The 18,862-nt window shown below is 33.2% G+C and carries 19 protein-coding genes; 14 read left to right on the top strand and 5 right to left on the bottom strand.

Annotation, left to right across the window (positions count from 1 at the left end; translation table 11 throughout):
* Positions 1 to 38 precede the first annotated feature (38 nt).
* Genes ACYFX0_RS03320 through ACYFX0_RS03305 form a run of 4 tightly spaced genes read left to right on the top strand, consistent with a single transcriptional unit; the run spans position 39 to position 3,393 of the window.
* Entirely contained in the window at positions 39 to 1,025 is a 987-nt protein-coding gene (locus ACYFX0_RS03320; protein WP_097891011.1) for a UDP-N-acetylglucosamine 4,6-dehydratase family protein, read from the top strand.
* A complete protein-coding gene (locus ACYFX0_RS03315) occupies positions 1,022 to 1,933 on the top strand; it encodes an NAD-dependent epimerase/dehydratase family protein (protein WP_000739089.1) in 912 nt (303 codons plus the stop codon). The genes ACYFX0_RS03320 and ACYFX0_RS03315 overlap by 4 nt, the downstream gene beginning before the upstream one ends.
* Positions 1,930 to 2,280: a DUF6572 domain-containing protein gene (locus tag ACYFX0_RS03310; RefSeq protein ID WP_460269871.1), complete on the top strand. Its 351-nt coding sequence runs from the start codon at positions 1,930 to 1,932 to the stop codon at positions 2,278 to 2,280. The genes ACYFX0_RS03315 and ACYFX0_RS03310 overlap by 4 nt, the downstream gene beginning before the upstream one ends.
* A 48-nt stretch (positions 2,281 to 2,328) precedes the next feature.
* On the top strand, positions 2,329 to 3,393 hold the full coding sequence (locus ACYFX0_RS03305) for an undecaprenyldiphospho-muramoylpentapeptide beta-N-acetylglucosaminyltransferase (RefSeq protein WP_000047567.1): 1,065 nt from the start codon (positions 2,329 to 2,331) through the stop codon (positions 3,391 to 3,393).
* 75 nt (positions 3,394 to 3,468) lie between these two features.
* Here ACYFX0_RS03305 and ACYFX0_RS03300 read toward each other — a convergent pair whose 3' ends face one another.
* Entirely contained in the window at positions 3,469 to 6,213 is a 2,745-nt protein-coding gene (locus tag ACYFX0_RS03300; RefSeq protein WP_000773541.1) for a sensor domain-containing protein, read from the bottom strand.
* A 404-nt stretch (positions 6,214 to 6,617) separates the two neighbouring features.
* Here ACYFX0_RS03300 and ACYFX0_RS03295 point away from each other — a divergent pair, with 404 nt between their 5' ends.
* The 3 genes from ACYFX0_RS03295 (at position 6,618) to ACYFX0_RS03285 (ending at position 8,731) form a co-directional block, all read left to right on the top strand.
* The gene (locus ACYFX0_RS03295; RefSeq protein WP_000640338.1) at positions 6,618 to 7,433 is read left to right on the top strand and encodes an alpha/beta fold hydrolase; all 816 of its coding nucleotides are present in this window, start codon (positions 6,618 to 6,620) and stop codon (positions 7,431 to 7,433) included.
* Positions 7,434 to 7,516: 83 nt separating this feature from the next.
* Entirely contained in the window at positions 7,517 to 8,092 is a 576-nt protein-coding gene (locus ACYFX0_RS03290; RefSeq protein WP_000109172.1) for a histidine phosphatase family protein, read from the top strand.
* 321 nt (positions 8,093 to 8,413) lie between these two features.
* Positions 8,414 to 8,731 (top strand): hypothetical protein, encoded by a 318-nt coding sequence (locus ACYFX0_RS03285; RefSeq protein WP_000809494.1) that lies wholly within the window; start codon positions 8,414 to 8,416, stop codon positions 8,729 to 8,731.
* 95 nt (positions 8,732 to 8,826) lie between these two features.
* On the opposite strand, the gene ACYFX0_RS03280 is transcribed toward ACYFX0_RS03285, so the two are convergent.
* Positions 8,827 to 9,465: a YczE/YyaS/YitT family protein gene (locus ACYFX0_RS03280; RefSeq protein ID WP_106081624.1), complete on the bottom strand. Its 639-nt coding sequence runs from the start codon at positions 9,463 to 9,465 to the stop codon at positions 8,827 to 8,829.
* Between the two features lie 196 nt (positions 9,466 to 9,661).
* Here ACYFX0_RS03280 and pepT point away from each other — a divergent pair, with 196 nt between their 5' ends.
* Positions 9,662 to 10,894, top strand: coding sequence for a peptidase T (gene pepT / locus ACYFX0_RS03275; protein WP_460269867.1), 1,233 nt, complete (start codon positions 9,662 to 9,664; stop codon positions 10,892 to 10,894).
* Positions 10,895 to 10,932: 38 nt separating this feature from the next.
* Here the strand turns inward: pepT and ACYFX0_RS03270 are convergent, their stop codons facing one another.
* From ACYFX0_RS03270 to ACYFX0_RS03260, 3 genes are read right to left on the bottom strand one after another with little or no spacing between them, the layout of a single operon-like run.
* Positions 10,933 to 11,850, bottom strand: coding sequence for a DNA-3-methyladenine glycosylase 2 (locus ACYFX0_RS03270; RefSeq protein WP_460270076.1), 918 nt, complete (start codon positions 11,848 to 11,850; stop codon positions 10,933 to 10,935).
* Positions 11,811 to 12,371 (bottom strand): methylated-DNA--[protein]-cysteine S-methyltransferase, encoded by a 561-nt coding sequence (locus ACYFX0_RS03265; protein ID WP_460269865.1) that lies wholly within the window; start codon positions 12,369 to 12,371, stop codon positions 11,811 to 11,813. The genes ACYFX0_RS03270 and ACYFX0_RS03265 overlap by 40 nt, the downstream gene beginning before the upstream one ends.
* Positions 12,352 to 12,948, bottom strand: a complete 597-nt coding sequence (locus ACYFX0_RS03260) for a bifunctional transcriptional activator/DNA repair enzyme AdaA (protein ID WP_000551298.1) — start codon at positions 12,946 to 12,948, stop codon at positions 12,352 to 12,354. Before ACYFX0_RS03260 ends, ACYFX0_RS03265 begins: the two co-directional genes overlap by 20 nt.
* A gap of 153 nt (positions 12,949 to 13,101) precedes the next feature.
* Here ACYFX0_RS03260 and ACYFX0_RS03255 point away from each other — a divergent pair, with 153 nt between their 5' ends.
* The 6 genes from ACYFX0_RS03255 (at position 13,102) to ACYFX0_RS03230 (ending at position 18,847) form a co-directional block, all read left to right on the top strand.
* Positions 13,102 to 13,860: an exodeoxyribonuclease III gene (locus ACYFX0_RS03255; RefSeq protein ID WP_000767606.1), complete on the top strand. Its 759-nt coding sequence runs from the start codon at positions 13,102 to 13,104 to the stop codon at positions 13,858 to 13,860.
* A gap of 301 nt (positions 13,861 to 14,161) precedes the next feature.
* Positions 14,162 to 15,127: an iron-hydroxamate ABC transporter substrate-binding protein gene (locus ACYFX0_RS03250; RefSeq protein ID WP_001035504.1), complete on the top strand. Its 966-nt coding sequence runs from the start codon at positions 14,162 to 14,164 to the stop codon at positions 15,125 to 15,127.
* A gap of 27 nt (positions 15,128 to 15,154) precedes the next feature.
* Entirely contained in the window at positions 15,155 to 16,162 is a 1,008-nt protein-coding gene (locus ACYFX0_RS03245; RefSeq protein WP_001173054.1) for a FecCD family ABC transporter permease, read from the top strand.
* Entirely contained in the window at positions 16,155 to 17,177 is a 1,023-nt protein-coding gene (locus tag ACYFX0_RS03240) for a FecCD family ABC transporter permease (protein WP_000920455.1), read from the top strand. Before ACYFX0_RS03245 ends, ACYFX0_RS03240 begins: the two co-directional genes overlap by 8 nt.
* Before the next feature lie 14 nt (positions 17,178 to 17,191).
* Entirely contained in the window at positions 17,192 to 18,013 is an 822-nt protein-coding gene (locus tag ACYFX0_RS03235; RefSeq protein ID WP_000025762.1) for an ABC transporter ATP-binding protein, read from the top strand.
* Between the two features lie 15 nt (positions 18,014 to 18,028).
* Positions 18,029 to 18,847 carry an alpha/beta hydrolase gene (locus ACYFX0_RS03230; protein ID WP_001098706.1) on the top strand — a complete coding sequence of 273 codons (819 nt, stop codon included), beginning with the start codon at positions 18,029 to 18,031 and terminating at the stop codon, positions 18,845 to 18,847.
* Positions 18,848 to 18,862 lie beyond the last annotated feature (15 nt).

Raw genomic sequence — 18,862 nt, 5'->3', positions numbered from 1 at the left:
TACTATTTAAATTGAGATGTTTCGTAGGAGGAAAAGGAATGTTAAATAAAATAATTTTAATTACTGGTGGTACAGGTTCGTGGGGGCATGAACTTATAAAACAACTATTAGAAAAATCACCGAAAGAAATTAGAATTTTTTCAAGAAATGAAACGGTTCAGTTTGAAATGCAGCAACAGTTTATAAATGATGAAAGGTTAAAATTTATTATTGGAGATATTCGTGATAAAGATCAACTAGTCTATGCTTGCCAAGGTGTACATTATATATTTCATCTTGCAGCTTTAAAACACGTTCCAGTATGTGAGTATTATCCTTATGAAGCTATAAAAACCAACATACATGGTACGCAAAATGTAATTGAAGCCTCTATACAGATGCGAGTTGAAAAAGTTATATATGTTTCAACGGATAAAGCAGCTGATCCATCAAATACGTATGGGATGACAAAAGCAATTGGTGAAAAATTAATGGTTCATGCGAATATACAAACGAAGAAAACAAAATTCATTTGTGTTCGTGGTGGAAATGTTTTAGGGACGAGTGGAAGTGTAGTACCGCTTTTTAAACAACAAATTAAAAAATCTTCACAAGTAGGGATTACCGATGCGAATATGACTAGATTTTTCTTAACAGTTGAAGATGCTGTTGGATTGTTATTTAAAGCCGTATATCAAGGTAGAGGCGGGGAAATCTTTGTTATGAAAATGCCGGCATGTAAAATAACAGATTTAGCAGAAGTGTTAATTGAAGATTCGGAAAAAAAGAACGTTAAGGTAAAAGAGGTAGGGATAAGACCAGGTGAAAAATTAAGTGAAATGCTTTTATCTGAGGTAGAGAGTAAAACAAGTATAAGTTTTGATCAAAATTATTTTGTGGTACTACCGACCATTCCTATAGAAGGACTTCAAGAATATTATTCTAGCTATCCGCTAGTGGATGTGAAGAGTTTTAGTTCTCAACAAGACTTACTTGCAAAACATGAGGTGAAACAAATGCTATTAAAAGGAGGATTTTTGCGATGAAAAAAAATGCGAGCCTTTTAATAACTGGTGCAAATGGTTTTACAGGACGCCATGCTTGCCAATATTTTTTAGAGCAGGGCTTTCATGTAATTCCTATGTTTCAAAATCGTGCACATAGAGAAAAAATTAGAAATGGTATTACTTGTAATTTAACTAATAAGAGCGAAGTAATAAAGGTAATGAAACAAATAAAGCCAGACTACGTATTGCATTTAGCAGGAAGGAATTCGGTCATAGAATCTTGGACATCTGCTCTTGAATATATAGAGATTAACGTAATAGGAACGTTATATTTATTAGAAGCAATTAAGCAAGAAGCATCGCATTGTAGAACATTAGTTATAGGATCTGCTTTGCAAGCAGATAGTATGGACGAAATGAAAATTTCAAATCCATATAGTTTAAGTAAAACGATGCAAGTCATTATTGCAGAGGCTTGGGGAGAATTAATGGATTCAAATATTATCATTGCAAAGCCTTCAAATTTAATTGGTCCAGGGGTATCGAATGGCATTTGTTCGATTCTCGCAAAGAAAATGATAGATATAGAATCAGGTAGAAGTAAAGCTATTATTGAAGTAAACAGTTTGAAAGATAGTAGAGATTTTCTAGATGTACGTGATGCGGTTAAAGCGTATCATGTGTTATTACGAGATGGAATAAATGGAAAACAATATAACATCGGATCAGGAGTAAAACGATCTTTATTAGATGTACTAGAACAATATAAAGAATTAACACAGCTAAATTTTTTTATAGAGGAAACAGAGAAAAGTGGGAGCGACTCAAATGAGAGTTTAGTAATAGAGGAAATAAAAAGGTTAGGTTGGATCCCAGAAATTGAATTTCATCAATCATTAAAAGATGTACTTGAGTATGCGAAGTGTAGTGACATCTGCATGCAATGAAAAACAAAAAAGGGTGTAAGAAATATATGAATGGTTATGAAGTAATAGATAATCAAAATACGCTATTTCTTTCAATTGTTGATACGCTGGACTGGAAAGATGAAGAAGCGCATGTATTGCGTCTTTATGAGGCAATACATAAATATCAAGCGTATGTAGAAGAAAAAAGGGTTAATCGAATAAAGTCAGCATTAGAGACCGAAACTAGGTATGTGATTCAAATCTTTGCTCAATATGAGTGTAGTGAGTATGGAAATGATTTTTATGAACTCATTAAAGATCTTTTACAAGATATAGAGGTGGAGTTAAAGGTTTATATAAAAAATAATAAGTTTATTTACATTTAAAAGGTAAATATAAAGCTAGATTTTTAATAATAAAGGTGGGTATAAGTTATGAGCAAAACGATTCTTTTTACTGGGGGCGGTACAGCCGGACACGTTATGATTAATATTGTATTAATTCCTAAATTTATAGAGCAAGGATGGAGAGTCGAGTATATTGGATCCAAAAATGGAATTGAAAAATCATTAGTGAAAAATGTTAAATACAATAGTGTTTCAACGGGCAAGCTTAGGAGATATTGGGATTGGGAGAATTTTAAAGATCCTTTTAAAATTATAAGCGGTTGTTTACAAAGTTATAAATTAATTAAGAAAACAAAGCCTGACGTTATCTTTTCAGCAGGAGGATTTGTTTCAGTTCCTGTAGCTATAGGAGCATGGTTAAATCGTGTGCCTATAATTATACGTGAACCAGATAGCACATTAGGACTTGCCAATAAAATAGCATTACCTTTTGCTACAAAGCTATGCACAACATTTCCTCAGACAGGAGAAAATGTAAGTAATGAGAAGAAGGTTTATGTAGGACCGATTGTAAGGGAAGAAATTGAGAAGGGTAACGTATTAAGAGGAAGAAGATATTGTGAATTTCAACAAGATAAACCAGTGTTATTAATTATGGGTGGGAGTCAAGGTGCTAAATGGATAAATGATATGGTAAGGAAATGTTTAGATACAATACTATTAAACTTTAATATTATTCATATATGTGGTAAAGGGAAGGTAGACCCATCTATTGGCATGGAGGGGTATATGCAATTTGAATATATAGGAGACGAGTTGCCGCATATACTAAATATGGCAAGTGTTGTAGTTTCCAGAGCGGGTTCTACTGCTATTTCTGAATTGTTATTTTTGAAGAAACCGATGTTGCTTATCCCGTTAACTAACAGTTCCAGTAGGGGAGATCAAGGTTTAAATGCTGAATATTTTTCACGGCAAGGATATGCGGAAGTAATACTCCAAGACAGAGTAAATACGAATACATTTATACATGCAGTAAATAAGTTGTATACAAATCAGGAGAAATATATTCAAAACATGAATGAATATAAAAAAACAAATGATGAGGGGATTCATCAATTAGTAGATATAATAAATGATGTGGTGAAGTAATAGAAATGTAAATGGAAAAACAAAAGGAAAGAAGGTATCTTCTTTCCTTTTTACTATATTTGTTCAAATTTATTGTTAGTTATTCCAATTAGCTATGTAATATGGGTGAATGCCGTTTTCTAATAGCTCAGTAAATGCATCAATATGAATAGGCTTACTGTAATAATAACCTTGAATAAACTGACATTTATTTTTTTGAAGGAAATTTACGTGCTCTTTTGTTTCTACACCTTCAGCAATGACAGACATTCCTAGTGTATTTGCTAATGTGATGATTGTTTTAATAATTTCCATTCCATCATCACATGTTTCAGACATTGTAATAAATTCTCTCGGAATTTTTAATGTATCAATTGGATATAAAGGTAAGTAGGCTAGCGAAGAATAACCTGTACCAAAGTCGTCGATTGAAATGTGAATCCCTAGACTTTTTAGTGTACGCAGTTTTATCAATGTTTCTCGTTCATCCATCATTGCAATTCGCTCTGTTAATTCAAGATCAAGAGAGCTTGCTGGTAAACCTGTATTTGTTAAAGTAGAAGAAATAGACCTTACAAAATCCTCTTGTTCAAATTCTTTAGCAGATAAATTTACACCTATTTTTAAATGTGAATATCCGAGTCCGTGCCAACGTTTCATTTGCTTACAAGCCTGCTCTAATGTCCATTTTCCTATTGAAATAATTTGTAGTGTTTCTTCTGCAATCGGAATAAACTCGTATGGAGAAATAATACCTAATTCAGGATGATTCCACCTAATTAAAGCTTCTGCACCGATGATTTTATTAGATTCACTATCAACTTGAGGTTGATACAAAAGGAACAATTCTTCATTTTGTAGTGCGTTTGGTAAATCTTTTTCTAATCGTAACCGTCTTTCAATTTTTTTAGCGATTACATCGTCATAAATAGAGAGAGAGTTAAGCTCTTTTGCTTTTGCATCATACATTGCAACATTGGCGTTTTTCAGGAGTGTAGCGGTATCGATTCCGGAATGTGGATAAATAGCGATGCCGATACTCAGTGATAAAGTTAATTTATGCTCATGTATGATAAATGATTTTTTCATGCATTCAAATAATTGGTTACATAATTGGAATAAGTAATCTTCGTCAGTATAGTTTTCAATTATGATTGTAAATTCATCGCCACCGATTCTTGAAAGATGAGTATGTGATGGAAGACATGATTGGAATCGCTTTGCTACTTCTTCTAATATGTAATCTCCTGACGAATGTCCAAGTGTATCGTTAATTGCTTTAAAGCGATCTAAATCTAAATATAATAATGCAAACTCGCTTTCTGCTATTTTAGCATTTTTTATAACTCTCTTTAATTTTTTATGAAAAAAGGCACGGTTCCCAATTTTCGTTACTGTGTCATGGAATGCTAAATATTTAATTTCTTCTTGCTGTTTTTTTAGTGCAGTAATATCTTTCACCATAATATAGCTTCCTGAAATTTGTCCGTCTATTATAATAGGAATGATTGTAACGTATAAAAAATAAGTAAAGCCATCTTTATATTGAGAACTAAGTTGTAAGGATGCCGATTCTTGTTGTTTCACTTTCTCTAATGCCAATGCTAGCTTATGCTTATCTTCATCTAAAATAATCGAAAAACAAGTTTCACCTAGTAACTCATCCGTTGGTGCACCAAGTAGTACACTCCCAGCCTTATTTACATTTAAGAATATTCCATTTAAATCAATGGTGAAAATAGGGTCAGGATGATATTCATATAATGATTTAAACTTTTGTTGTTTTTGAGAAAGAGCCTCTGATTTATGAACTAAATCAGACGTCCGTAAAGTAACTTTTTCTTCTAGTTGGGCATTAAATGCCTGCAAACGTTTTGTTAAGGAATTGTTTTGCATACGTACGATAGAATGACGAATGAGTACGAAAATAAAAGTAATACAATTTCCTGTAATGAGAGTTGAAGATGATGTTTGTTCTTTTAATGTAAACCCGATTAGTATTGCAACAGCAAGATAGGGAAATACAACTAAAGCTTTTTTTCCTATTATAGGGTTTACAATGAAATAATTTTTATGGCTATTATGATCTTCTGGAATAGAGCCAGCTATTGCAATAAGTAATATAGGTATTCTATATAAAAGACGTAATAATGTTATCGTTTCAGTTGATAAGTGGTTATTTAAGTAAAAATAAATATAGTTAAAAGTTGCAGAACTTATTAATACAAAAATAAAGATATAAATTTTCCGTTTGGATTTAAAAATTGTTGGACGGAAAAAGAGACTAACACCTAGCAGCAGAAATAATAAATCTGCAATTGGGTATAAAAATGAAAGGAAAACATCTCCTAGTGAAAGAGAGAATATATTTAAACTTGGTTGGTTAAATAAATACCATTCTAATGTAAATATGGAAGTAAGCACTATGCATATATCACAAATAAAGAACGCTTTTTCCCATTTATTGCATTCCTTTAAAATTTTATAGCAGAAAGCGATAAGACAGAAAAATAGAAAAAACATGTAAAATACATCAGAAACAGTAAAACGATGTATTGGAATTTCGAAGAAGCTATCCTGATATGTATATACTATTTTCCCTAATAAAAAACTACCAATTGCTATTGTAATACATATCCAAAACGGATTTGAACTGACTTTTTTAGAATATATAGAGTAAATCAGTGATACAAATGTAATGGCTTCAACGATAAGTGAAGCGAAGCGTACATCTGAATTTGAAAAATGAGTAGGGAACAGATAGAAAAACATAAAATAGATTGAATAGCATATTAATGTCCCAATTAATATACATAATTGTAAATTTTTATTTAATTTCAATGAAATCACCTTCTTTAATTATGTACTATGTTCGTTATATCTATACATAATAATATTATTTAAGAATTGTATCAGATTTCCTTATAAAAATCATGTTTATAAGGAAAGTGTTAAATAGTGTAAGTATTCTTAAAGTTAAAAAAACATTGTGGTTGATAGTATAGACTGTATCAAGATTTTAAATAGAAATTGTATATTTAGTCATCCTTTGAATTGTAAAGTTTTTTTAGTGATTTGTAAGTGGAGATGCAAAATTGCATATAAAATGATGAGGATTTTTTAGGCGAGATTTTTATTTTAAATCTGAAAATTAACATTTGTGAAAATATAGGGAAAGGATATAAAATAAGAACGTGTATTCTTACAGAGTGGATAGTATTGCCACTAAATAGGGAGGTTTTTTTATGATATATCGAATTAAAGATGCAGAAATATACTATGAAATTGTGGGAGAGGGTAAACCGGTCATTATCATACATGGCTGCGCCCCTGATCATAGGTTAATGATGAAATGTATGGAATCAGTATTTCAGAAATATGAAGGTTATAAGCGAATATATATTGATTTACCTGGTATGGGGAAATCGAACGCTCCAAATTGGATAAATAGTTCAGATCGTATAGTAGAAGTGCTTATCACATTTATTGAGGAAATCATTTCTACTGAAAAATTTTTATTGGTAGGAGAATCATATGGAGGCTATTTAGCCAAAGGTATACTTACAAAGATGTTTGAGAGAGTTAGCGGATTACTATTAGTATGTCCTGTTGTTGTAGCGGAGCCAGAAAAAAGGATTCTTCCAGATAAACAGGTAATTGTACAAGATGAGGAATTTTTAAATACGCTTACTTCCACGGAAAGAGAGAAATTTTGTGAGTTAGCTGTAATAGCAAATGAATATACATATACGCGATTTAAAGAAGAAATTAAGCCTGGGTTAGATGTTGCTAATTATGAATTTATTGAAAGGTTGCAAAAGAATTACTCTCTTACTATGGATTTTCAGCGTGAAAAATATGAAAAGCCCGTTCTTTTACTGACTGGAAGACAAGATATATCAGTAGGTTATCAAAATATTATAGAAATTATTGAAGAATATCCCAGGGCAACATTAGCAGTGTTAGATATGGCAGGGCATAATTTGCAAATTGAGCAGCCTGAATTATTTGAGAGTTTAGTAGGAGAATGGATTAGACGAACAAATCAGCACATTTTATAAAGTATTTTAGTATTACACTTAAGTGTTGAAATGGGATAAATGAACGTGATGTATTAACTAATAAACAATTTTAAGGAGAAATTATGAGCACATATATTTATATGGTTAGACATGGTGAATCACCAAAACTAGAAGGAAATGAAAGAATGCGCGGGTTAACTGAGAAGGGACGTATGGATGCCCGTAGAGTAACTGACATATTAAAAGCGGAGAAAATTGATACTTTTATTTCCAGTCCCTATAATCGGGCTATGTTAACGATAGAGGAGTCAGCTAATTTCCATGAAAAAGAAATAGTAGTATATGAAAATCTTAAAGAGTGTATGTTTTCAAGTGAGGGTCAGGTTATATCAGACAAAGAGGTGTATCCACTTGTACAGAAGATGTTCTCTAATCCGGACTTTTCACGAACGGAAGGAGAGTCATATGCAGATTGCCAGAGAAGAGTAGTGAAAGTATTAAAAGAAATCTTAATAGATTTTCAAGGACGCAAAATTGTAATTGGTACACATGGGCTTGTCATGACATTAATGATGAACTATTTTGATAAACAATATGGTTTTGAATTTTTAATGAATACGTCAAAACCGGATATATATAAGATGGAGTTTAAAGAAGAACAATTAATGAATGTAGAGAGATTATGGAAAGCGGAATAAAATTAGTTGCATGGATTTTGTTGTAAAAGTTACTTTTATAGCAAAGTCTTTTTTTTGAATAGAAAGCATCTTTATCAACTATTTTTAGAATGTTAAATCAATAAGTAATTATTCAGTATTTGAATAAATTATGGGGGAATTGGTTTAGGGAAACAATTTTAAATGTGTCAAAACTCCAAACGTTGGATTTATATTCAATAGGAGAAAAAGATGTAGAATTTTGTCTTACAGTCCCCGTTTACTTTTCATTTCATTACATATAGGCTTTGTGGTGTAAGGGGGACATCACCTTTACGCAAAATCTATAAGGAGGTCATTGTAATGAAACAGATTAAAAAGTTTGCGGGAGTTGCTTTAGCGGGGACGATTGGATTAAGTGGACTACTGTTTTTAGAACCAAGTGTAAGCGTTGCGGAAGCACAGCAAGTGAAAGTGGAAAATTTCAATACAATTGATGTAACGATGGATCTAAATGAATTGTATGTATTAAGTGGCAGAAGTATTGATATTCTTTCTGGAGATAAAGAAGCAATTCAGTTAAATAAATACACAATTAGTTTTAATAAACCTGGGAAGTATGTGATTAAAGTAAATGGTTGTATTTATGATGATGTATATACTTTTATTGTGAATGAGTAGTATTATATATTCTTAAATTGCGAGATAAAAACAGAAACACCCTATTTGCGGCGGGAGTCGTAAATAGGGTGAATTTATTTGCATTAAGCAGTACTTTAAATATGTTCACTAATTTTCTTTTTGTTATGTAAAGTATGTAAAAGTGTTTGAAACATCTTAAATGATTGCTGAAAGATTGGACTTTGAATAAAGGTGTACAGAAAAGTTACGATGAAAACAGGACCGCCTAGCATAAATCCAACAACTAGTACAATACATTCTACTATGATTCTAGCATGGCTAATAGAAAGTCCTGTTTTGTCGGAAATAGTAAGCATGAATCCATCACGAGGGCCAGCGCCAATCCCAGCTGCAACGTACATCCCTCCCCCGATACCTGTAATGGCAATACCAGAAAATAAAATGAGTAAGTTTATCCATAAATAATTACTAGCGTCTGGAAGCATGTTTGATTGTAAGAAAAAGTCCATAATGGGACCGATAAGTAGTGCATTCAAAAATGTACCGACATTTATATATTTTCGATCTACTAGTAAAGATATTAGAACGAGACATAACCCACATATGACACTCCACGTACCAATGGTCCATCCAAACTTTTGGTAGAGAGCCATATTTAAAACTTCCCAAGGGTGCAAGCCTAGAAATTTAACTTTGACCGCAAGAGCATTTCCAAGGCCAAAGAAAATTAATCCTAAGAAAAAAAGAAAATAGCGAAAGAGAGTTAGCCTCATCTTTAAAACCTCCCATATTTTATAATTATGTATGTTACCTGTTACGGTTTTAATGTACAAATATTATGTCTTTTTATCATTCGTTTAAAAATGTTAACAATGTAAATGAAATATGTATCTTCACAGTCAAAAAAGTTAAAATATTTCGTTTTAAGGATTATAATGGAGAGAGAAACGTAAAAGGGAGTGAATGAACTTGAAACAAGAACTTATTGAAAGATTTACGAGATATGTAAAAATTGATACGCAATCAAATGAAGAAAGCCATACAGTACCAACAACACCAGGACAAATTGAGTTTGGTAAGTTATTAGTGGAAGAGCTAAAAGAAATTGGGTTAACAGAAGTAATGATGGATGATAATGGCTATGTAATGGCAACACTTCCAGCTAATACGGACAAGGATGTTCCTGTAATCGGATTTTTAGCTCATTTAGATACGGCAACAGACTTTACAGGGAAAAACGTCAAGCCACAAATTCATGAAAATTTTGATGGTAATGCAATTACGTTAAATGAAGAGCTAAATGTTGTGTTAACACCAGAGCAGTTCCCGGAATTACCATCATATAAAGGGCATACCATTATTACAACTGATGGTACAACACTTCTAGGAGCAGATGATAAAGCTGGTCTTACAGAAATTATGGTTGCAATGAACCATTTAATACATAATCCGCAAATTAAGCACGGGAAAATAAGAGTAGCATTTACACCGGATGAAGAAATTGGTCGTGGGCCAGCGCATTTTGATGTAGAAGCGTTTGGTGCATCATTCGCTTATACGATGGATGGAGGTCCATTAGGTGGTTTAGAGTATGAAAGTTTTAATGCTGCAGGTGCTAAGTTAACGTTTAACGGAACGAATACACATCCTGGAACAGCGAAAAATAAAATGCGCAATGCAACTAAACTGGCTATGGAGTTTAATGGGCATTTACCAGTAGAAGAGGCGCCAGAATATACAGAAGGCTATGAAGGATTCTATCATTTACTTTCTTTAAATGGTGATGTTGAGCAAAGTAAAGCGTATTATATTGTTCGAGACTTTGATCGTGAAAATTTTGAGGCACGTAAAAATAACGTTAAAAATATTGTGAAGAATATGCAAAAAAAGTATGGTGAAGATGCAGTCGTCTTAGAAATGAATGATCAATACTATAACATGCTTGAAAAAATTGAACCGGTAAGAGAAATTGTTGATATTGCATATGAAGCAATGAAAAGTTTAGACATTGAACCAAATATTCATCCGATTCGCGGAGGCACAGATGGATCACAATTATCATATATGGGATTACCGACGCCGAATATTTTCACTGGTGGCGAAAACTATCACGGTAAATTTGAGTATGTTTCGGTAGATAATATGGAAAAAGCCGTTCAAGTTATTGTAGAAATTGCAAGACGTTTTGAGGAGCAAGCTTAAAAAAGAACCAAGTAGTACGAATGTGCTACTTGGTTCTTTTAATATAGTACTCGCCATAAATAAAAAGTCGCATAAGACTCCCAATTAGCCCAGTTTGCCGCGAAATCTTTTATTTCATTTTTAGTCGGTTTATTTTCGGAACCTGTTATAAATTTAATTGCATTATGCAGACCAACATCATCAATTGGAAAAGCTGAAGGAAATCTTAAACAACGCATTAAAACATAGTTGGCAGTCCATGGGCCTATACCATGGATAGCGGTTAATTGTTTCTCAGCAACCTTTACATCTTGTGTTTGCAGTAAATCCTCTTTTGATAGTTTTCCCTCTGTGATAAGCTTCGCAATACCGATTAAATATTCACATTTTCTAGTCGTCATTTTTAATTGTTGGAGATCTTCTACATGTAGATTTGCAATTGTTTCAGGTGATGGGAATATCCAATGCTTTCTACCGTCCCATTCTACATAACTTCCAAATTGCTCAACTAATCTTCTTTTTAGCGTATAAGCATATGTTAGGTTAATTTGTTGACCGATAATTCCCCAGGAAAGTGCCTCAAATAAGTCTGGAATACCTAAAGTACGAAGGCCATAATATTGTTCAATTGGTCCTTGAAGGAGTAAATCATGTTTAGCTAATGTATAAAAGGGGGCTAAATCAGTAGTTAAATCAAACCATTCTTTTACATAGTTAGCTACAGCTTCACGTATCGATTTTTCAGATGTGAATGATTCTTCTAAACAAAGTATTTGAATATTGCCATCTGTATTCACACTAATTTCAACTAAAGGATTTATATCTTGAACAGGGATAACTTTATAAATTTTGTTATCTTCAATATGGAACATACATTCATTGTTAGAACGTGATAGATAACGTAAATTTTCTTGGAAACAAAATTCTTTTGGAACTGCTATAGATAATGCGCTATTATATTCTGCTGTCGTATGAATTCCACCTGCAACTTTTCTAATGTAAGCAATTTTTTCTTCATTTCTAATCCACCCCTAAATCCGGTTAGTTTCCCATTCTTCCCAATAACGCGGTGACAAGGAATGGTAATAAGAAGAGGGTTAGCAGCAATAGCAGAAGCAACGGCGCGCACAGCTTTAGGTTTTTGAATTCTTTCAGCAATTTCTGTATAAGAATAGGTCTTTCCATAAGGAATTTCACGTACCGCATTCCAAACAGATGATTGAAAATTAGTTCCATAAGCATCGATAGGGAATGTAAAAGTTTCTCGCTTGCTTTCTAAATATTCGATAATTTCTTTCGTATATATTTGCAAGTAATCTGGACTATGGATCAATATATGTTGGGGCAGTTTTTTTCTAGCCCATATATTTAATTCTTCAAAGTTTTCGTCTTGTGATCCAATGAAACATAGTCCATTTTCAGTTGCAGCAATATGAAATCGCCAATTTTTATGTGTAAGTAGCGTCCAATATATATAATTATTTTTGTAGGAATTCATTATCGTATCCCTCTTTCATTTCGTTCTTTTTTCGATATTCAGTAGGAGTAAATCCGGTTTTCTTTTTAAATAAAGTTGCGAAATACTCTGGGTTTTCTATCCCGACAGCAGTACTAATTTCTTTAATAGATTGATTTGTGTGTAAAAGGTATTCGGTTGCTTTAAGAACCCTGAATTGTTGTATATATTCTATAGGAGTTAGCCCTATTATTCTTTTGAAAGTACGCTGTAAATGAAAAGGGCTACCATGACACATTTCCGCAAGCATGTCGAGAGTTAAGGATTCGTCATAATGCTTTTCGATATAGTCTTTAATTTGTTCTACCCACTCTTCATTAGGTAAAGTGATCCCGTTTGGCTTACAACGTTTGCACGGGCGAAAGTTTTCACTTAATGCTTGTTCTGCATGATGAAAAATTCGTACATTGTTTCTATTCGGTATTCTTGATTTGCATGATGGCCTGCAAAAGATTCCAGTTGATTTCACAGCATAAAAGAATTTGCTATCATAGGAAGAATCATTATGAATAATTGCATGCCAATACTCACTCGTTAATGTTAACCCTTCATTGTGCAAAAACATCACCTCTGAAAGTAGTATAACCTGAATAAAGTGCGTATGTACGTATTTACAAATGTAAGAGCAAGATTACAAAGATGAACATATGATTGTTTTTCTATTTTGTGATAGCATGAACTTTGAAAGTGAACATCAAGAGGAGGACTATAAGTGAAGTTAATTTCATGGAATGTAAATGGTTTACGTGCAGTTATTGCAAAGGGTGGATTTTTAGAATATCTCGAAGAATCTAATGCAGATATATTTTGTCTGCAAGAGATTAAATTGCAAAGTGGCCAAATTGATTTAAATCTAGAGGGATATTATACATACTGGAATTACGCTGTGAAAAAAGGGTATTCGGGAACGGCTATTTTTACAAAAAAAGAACCGCTTTCTGTTACATACGGCTTAGAAATTGAAGAGCATGATCAAGAAGGGCGACTTATTACATTAGAATTCGAAGATTTTTACATGATCACGTTATATACACCAAATTCAAAACGTGGATTAGAACGATTAGATTACAGAATGAAATGGGAAGATGATTTCAGATCCTATATCAAACGATTAGATGAGAAAAAACCAGTTATTTTTTGTGGAGACCTAAATGTTGCTCATAAAGAAATCGATTTGAAAAATCCAAAAAGTAATCGTAAAAACCCTGGATTCTCCGATGAGGAACGAGAGAAATTTACATGTATTTTAGAAGAAGGATTTATTGATACGTATCGTTACCTTTATTCTGATCAAGAAGGTGCATACTCGTGGTGGTCGTATCGTATGGGCGCGAGAGCGAAAAATATCGGATGGCGTTTAGATTATTTTGTTGTTTCGGAAAGAATGAAAGACCAAATAACAGAAGCGAAAATTAATAGTGAAGTAATGGGATCAGACCATTGTCCAGTTGAATTACATATAAATTTCTAAAAAAAGAAGTATCTCCCTAAAATCAGGCGGATACTTCTTTTTTTAATTCAGTTTGTTAAAATTTTTCAAATCATTCTTGAAATAATTTCATATTAAATATATACTTAGTAACGATAATCATTATCAGTAGAAACGGTTATCAAGTGATGAAGGTGTAAAAGAATTATAGTCTAGGGGAAGTGAACGTGAATGAGTTCTGGATAAAATTATTAATCTAATGAAATATATATTTGAGACAAGGTTCATATAGTTAAATTTTATTGAGAATATAGTTTGAAAATTCGAGAGGAGACATATAAAGATGAACAAGAAATTATTTACTTTAGGGATGGTTACAGTTTTAAGTGTAGGTTTAGCGGCATGTAATAGTGCGGATAAAACTTCAGGCGAGCAAAAACAACAGACAAAAGCTACGGAAACGAAAAAAGATGAAAAACGAAAAATTACATATTTAGGTAAAGAATATACAGTGCCAGCAAAAGTAGATAAAATTGCGACAGCTAGTTTAGAGTCAATGGAAGATGCGGCGGTACTTGGAATTAAACCAGTTGGTGCCATTACTGTAGGTGGTAAATTACCAAAATACCTTGAAAAAGAGTTAGAAGGTGCGAAATCTGTTGGTGAGAAAATGCAACCAAATTTCGAAACATTACTACAATTAAAACCAGATGTTATTACATCGAGTACGAAATTCCCAGCAGAAACAGCTGAAAAGTTTACGAAAGTAGCTCCTACATTCCCGGTATCACACGTTTCAACAAATTGGGAAGATAACTTAAAGTTAATGGGAGAATTAACTGGTAAAAAAGATAAAGCAGAAAAAATTATTAAAGACTACAATTCGGACGCTGAAAAAGCAAAAGCAAAACTAGGAGATAAGTTAAAAGATAAAAAAGTACTTGTCATTAGATTAAGAGCAAACGAATTATTCTTATATCCAGATGGAGTATACTTCAACCCTGTAATTTATAAAGATCTTGGACTAACTGCTCCAGAACAATTGAAAACTGTAAAAGCACAAGAGAAAATTTCATTTGAAAAACTTGCTGAACTTAACCCAGATTATATTTTCTTACAATATGAGGCAAGTGAAAATAAAAACCCGAAAGTGTTAGAAGAAATTGAAAGTAATCCAATTTGGCAAAGTATGAATGCTGCGAAGGAAAAGAAAGTATTTGTAAATGTTGTAGATCCAATGGCACAAGGTGGTACTGCTTGGAGTAAAACAGCATTCTTAAAAGAAGCAGTGAAAAATTTATCTAAATAATACAATAAGTAAGGTGCGTTGAATGATATGCAGAAAACAAATGCAGTACCAGTAACCATATTATGTATAGCACCCATACTCATCTTATTTACAGTTATACTTTCGATTTTGTATGGGGCGAAAAGTATTGATGCTGAAACAGTGTGGAACGCATTATTTCATTTTGATTCAAGCGATGTAAATCATAATATTATTATTACTTCACGTTTACCAAGGGTAGTTGCAGCTCTTTTAGTCGGAGCATTTCTAGCCATATCAGGAGCACTTATGCAGGGGATGACAAGAAACTATCTTGCATCCCCTTCTATTATGGGTGTGACGGATGGCGCTGCCTTTGTTATTACACTTTGTATGATCTTTCTTCCGGGAATGTCATCAATTGGTATGGTTTTATGTTCAATGATTGGTTCTGCACTAGGAGCCGGTATCGTGTTTGGTTTTGGTTCGCTCCTTCAAAATGGCTTATCACCAGTTAGGTTAGCGATTATAGGGACAGTTATTGGAACATTTTTAAGCAGTGTATCGGCTGCAATGGCTTCATATTTTCAAATTTCTCAAAATGTTAGTTTTTGGTTTAATGCAAAATTAGATCAAGTAGATCCTAATATCATTAAAATCACGATACCGTTTGGGATAATTGGAATAATTTTAGCGCTGTTAATATCAAAATCTATTACCATTCTTTCATTAGGCGAAGAGGTTTCTATTAATTTAGGGCAGCGTACAAAACTAGTTAAAGCGATGGCAATTTTATCAGTTATCTTTTTAACAGGAACAGCAGTTGCTTTAGTGGGGAAAGTTGGTTTTGTAGGTTTAATTATTCCGCACATTACTCGCTTTATAATTGGGGTAGATTATAAGTGGATTTTGCCATGTGCAGGCGTTATTGGTGGCGTTTTCTTAGCGTTATGTGATGTTTTAAGTAGATTTGTAAATTATCCATTTGAAACGCCAATTGGAGTCGTAACATCTTTAATTGGAATTCCTTTCTTCCTTTATTTAATTCGTACAAGAGGAGGAGAGAGACATGCTTAAAAGTTCAAGTCAACGTTTTGGAATGACGATGGGGATTATTGTATTTTTAATACTATGTGCCATTTACATTAGTTTAACGAATGGTACGTTTGATATTACGATTACAGATGTATTTAAAACACTTTTTAGAATTGATCCAGTACCAGAACATGATTTAGTTATTTTTGAGTTTCGCCTTCCGCGTATTGTAATTGCTGGATTAGTAGGATTAGGCCTTGGTGTTGCGGGTGCCGTTATTCAAGGGATTACAAGAAATGGATTGGCAGACCCAGGTATTTTAGGCGTAAACGCCGGAGCAGGAACAGCCATCGTTATTTTTATGTTTTTCTTTCAAGGGCAACTAAAGAGCACAGATTGGATTTCTATAATGATGATGCCTATGTTTGGTTTAATAGGTGGATTAGGTGCAGCGCTAATCATTTATTTGTTTTCTTGGAAAAACGGTAAGTTAGATTCGCAACGACTGTTATTAACAGGGATTGCAATCGGTTCAGGGTTTGGAGCATTCTCTATGTATTTATCACTCAAAATGAAGTCAACCGATTTCGAGATGGCTGCAGTGTGGGTGTCTGGAAGTATATATAGTGCAAACTGGAAGTATATTGTGGCTATGTTACCATGGCTTATTATCTTAATTCCGCTTATACAAAAGAAAGCTTATTTATTAGATTTATTTCAATTGGAAGAAACGAGTATTACAAGTTTAGGTGTTTCAGTAGAAAGAGAGAAATCGATTTTACTGTTAAGTAGTATCGGACTTGTGAGCGCATGTGTTGCTGTTTCAGGGAGTATCGGTTTTATTGGACTAATGGCACCGCATATAGCGAAAAGACTTGTCGGTATTCAACATAAGTATATAATTCCTACGTGCGGCGTAATAGGAATGTTTCTTGTAATTGCTTCAGACTTTATTGCGAAAACAGTTTTCACACCTGTAGAGCTACCAGTTGGAATCGTTATTTCTATTGTCGGTGTACCGTATTTCTTATATTTACTTTATAAGGCGAAAGCGTAAGAGGAGGAATAAAAGTGAGTATTTTAAGTGCAAAAAATTTAGAAACAAGTTATGAAAAGCTTACAGTGTTTCGCGATTTAAATGTGGAAATACAAGAAGGAAAAGTAACGACAATTATAGGTCCAAACGGTTGCGGTAAATCGACATTGTTAAAAACAATGGGAAGAATTTTAAAACAAAAAAGCGGAAAAGTATATTTGCAAGGGCAAGATTTACATACAATTCCAACGAAAGAAATTGCGAAGCAGTTAGCTTTACTCCCGCAAACGCCAATTGCACCAGGTGAACTTAAAGTGGAAGAATTAATTTCTTATGGACGCTATCCACATCGAAATAACGTAAATAAGTTAACGACAAAAGATAAAGAAATGATTGATTGGGCATTAGATATAACGAAAACTTCTGAATTTCGGACGAGACAAATTGCAAATTTATCGGGCGGTCAAAGACAAAAGGTATGGCTAGCGATGGCATTAGCACAAGAGACAGAAGTGTTGCTATTAGATGAGCCAACTACATACCTTGATATGTCTCATCAATTAGATGTATTACAAATTGTGGAGAAGTTAAATAAAGAACATAATTGTACGGTTGTTATGGTATTACATGATATTAATCATGCAGCAAGGTTTTCAGATGAAATTATTGCAATGAAGGAAGGAGAAATTGTTATAACTGGTAGCCCAGAAGAAATCATTACAAATGAAGTGTTAAAAGAAGTATTTCATATTGATGCGCGTGTCATGATTGATCCGTATAACGGGGCTCCTGTTTGTTTCGGTTATGATAGCGTTGTATCTCAAGAAGAAAAAATCGAAATATATGTAACAAGTTAAAAAGGGGGGGATAGGGTGAATACTACAGTTGAAAAACAGCAGATTATAACATCTAATACAGAGCAGTGGAAAATGTATTCAAAATTAAAAGGTAAAGAATATCAAATTCATATTTCAAAGCCGAGGCAACCAGCACCGGATTCAGGATATCCTGTCATTTACGTATTAGATGGCAATGCCTTTTTTCAAACATTTCATGAAGCAGTTAAAATACAATCAGTAAGAGCGGAAAAAACCGGTGTTTCACCAGCTGTTATAGTAGGAGTGGGTTATCCAATTGAAGGCGCATTTTCAGGGGAAGAAAGATGCTATGATTTTACGCCTAGCGTAATTTCAAAAGATGCTCCTTTAAAACCAGATGGTAAACCGTGGCCTAAAACAGGAGGAGCACATAATTTCTTTACTTTTATTGAAGAAGAACTGAAACCACAAATTGAAAAGAATTTTGAGATTGATAAAGGTAAGCAAACGTTATTTGGGCATTCTTTAGGTGGACTATTTGCTCTCCATATACTATTTACAAACTTAAATGCTTTTCAAAATTATTTTATTAGTAGTCCATCTATATGGTGGAATAATAAATCTGTACTTGAAAAAGAAGAGAACCTTATACATGAATTAAACAATGCTAAGTTTGAAACAGGAGTGTTCCTTACAGTTGGGTCACTAGAACGAGAGCATATGGTTGTAGGTGCAAATGAATTATCAGAGCGCCTTCTCCAAGTAAACCACGATAAACTTAAATTTAAGTTTTATGAAGCTGAAGGGGAGAATCATGCATCTGTTGTGCCGACGTCTTTAAGTAAAGGATTGAGATTTATTAGTTACGTATAGGAAAAAAGGTAAGCA

This window comes from Bacillus sp. NEAU-Y102, from assembly GCF_054788175.1.
The sequence above is the reverse complement of the archived record's forward strand: the minus strand, read 5'-3'. Positions and strand labels throughout refer to the sequence as shown.

What these genes read in the sequence shown, in the direction of transcription:
- ACYFX0_RS03320 (WP_097891011.1), top strand. Translation starts at nt 39, where the DNA reads ATGTTAAATAAAATAATTTTAATTACTGGTGGTACAGGTTCGTGGGGG.
- ACYFX0_RS03315 (WP_000739089.1), top strand. Translation starts at nt 1,022, where the DNA reads ATGAAAAAAAATGCGAGCCTTTTAATAACTGGTGCAAATGGTTTTACA.
- ACYFX0_RS03310 (WP_460269871.1), top strand. Translation starts at nt 1,930, where the DNA reads ATGAAAAACAAAAAAGGGTGTAAGAAATATATGAATGGTTATGAAGTA.
- ACYFX0_RS03305 (WP_000047567.1), top strand. Translation starts at nt 2,329, where the DNA reads ATGAGCAAAACGATTCTTTTTACTGGGGGCGGTACAGCCGGACACGTT.
- ACYFX0_RS03295 (WP_000640338.1), top strand. Translation starts at nt 6,618, where the DNA reads ATGATATATCGAATTAAAGATGCAGAAATATACTATGAAATTGTGGGA.
- ACYFX0_RS03290 (WP_000109172.1), top strand. Translation starts at nt 7,517, where the DNA reads ATGAGCACATATATTTATATGGTTAGACATGGTGAATCACCAAAACTA.
- ACYFX0_RS03285 (WP_000809494.1), top strand. Translation starts at nt 8,414, where the DNA reads ATGAAACAGATTAAAAAGTTTGCGGGAGTTGCTTTAGCGGGGACGATT.
- ACYFX0_RS03280 (WP_106081624.1), bottom strand. Translation starts at nt 9,465, where the DNA reads ATGAGGCTAACTCTCTTTCGCTATTTTCTTTTTTTCTTAGGATTAATT.
- ACYFX0_RS03265 (WP_460269865.1), bottom strand. Translation starts at nt 12,371, where the DNA reads ATGAATTCCTACAAAAATAATTATATATATTGGACGCTACTTACACAT.
- ACYFX0_RS03250 (WP_001035504.1), top strand. Translation starts at nt 14,162, where the DNA reads ATGAACAAGAAATTATTTACTTTAGGGATGGTTACAGTTTTAAGTGTA.
- ACYFX0_RS03245 (WP_001173054.1), top strand. Translation starts at nt 15,155, where the DNA reads ATGCAGAAAACAAATGCAGTACCAGTAACCATATTATGTATAGCACCC.
- ACYFX0_RS03240 (WP_000920455.1), top strand. Translation starts at nt 16,155, where the DNA reads ATGCTTAAAAGTTCAAGTCAACGTTTTGGAATGACGATGGGGATTATT.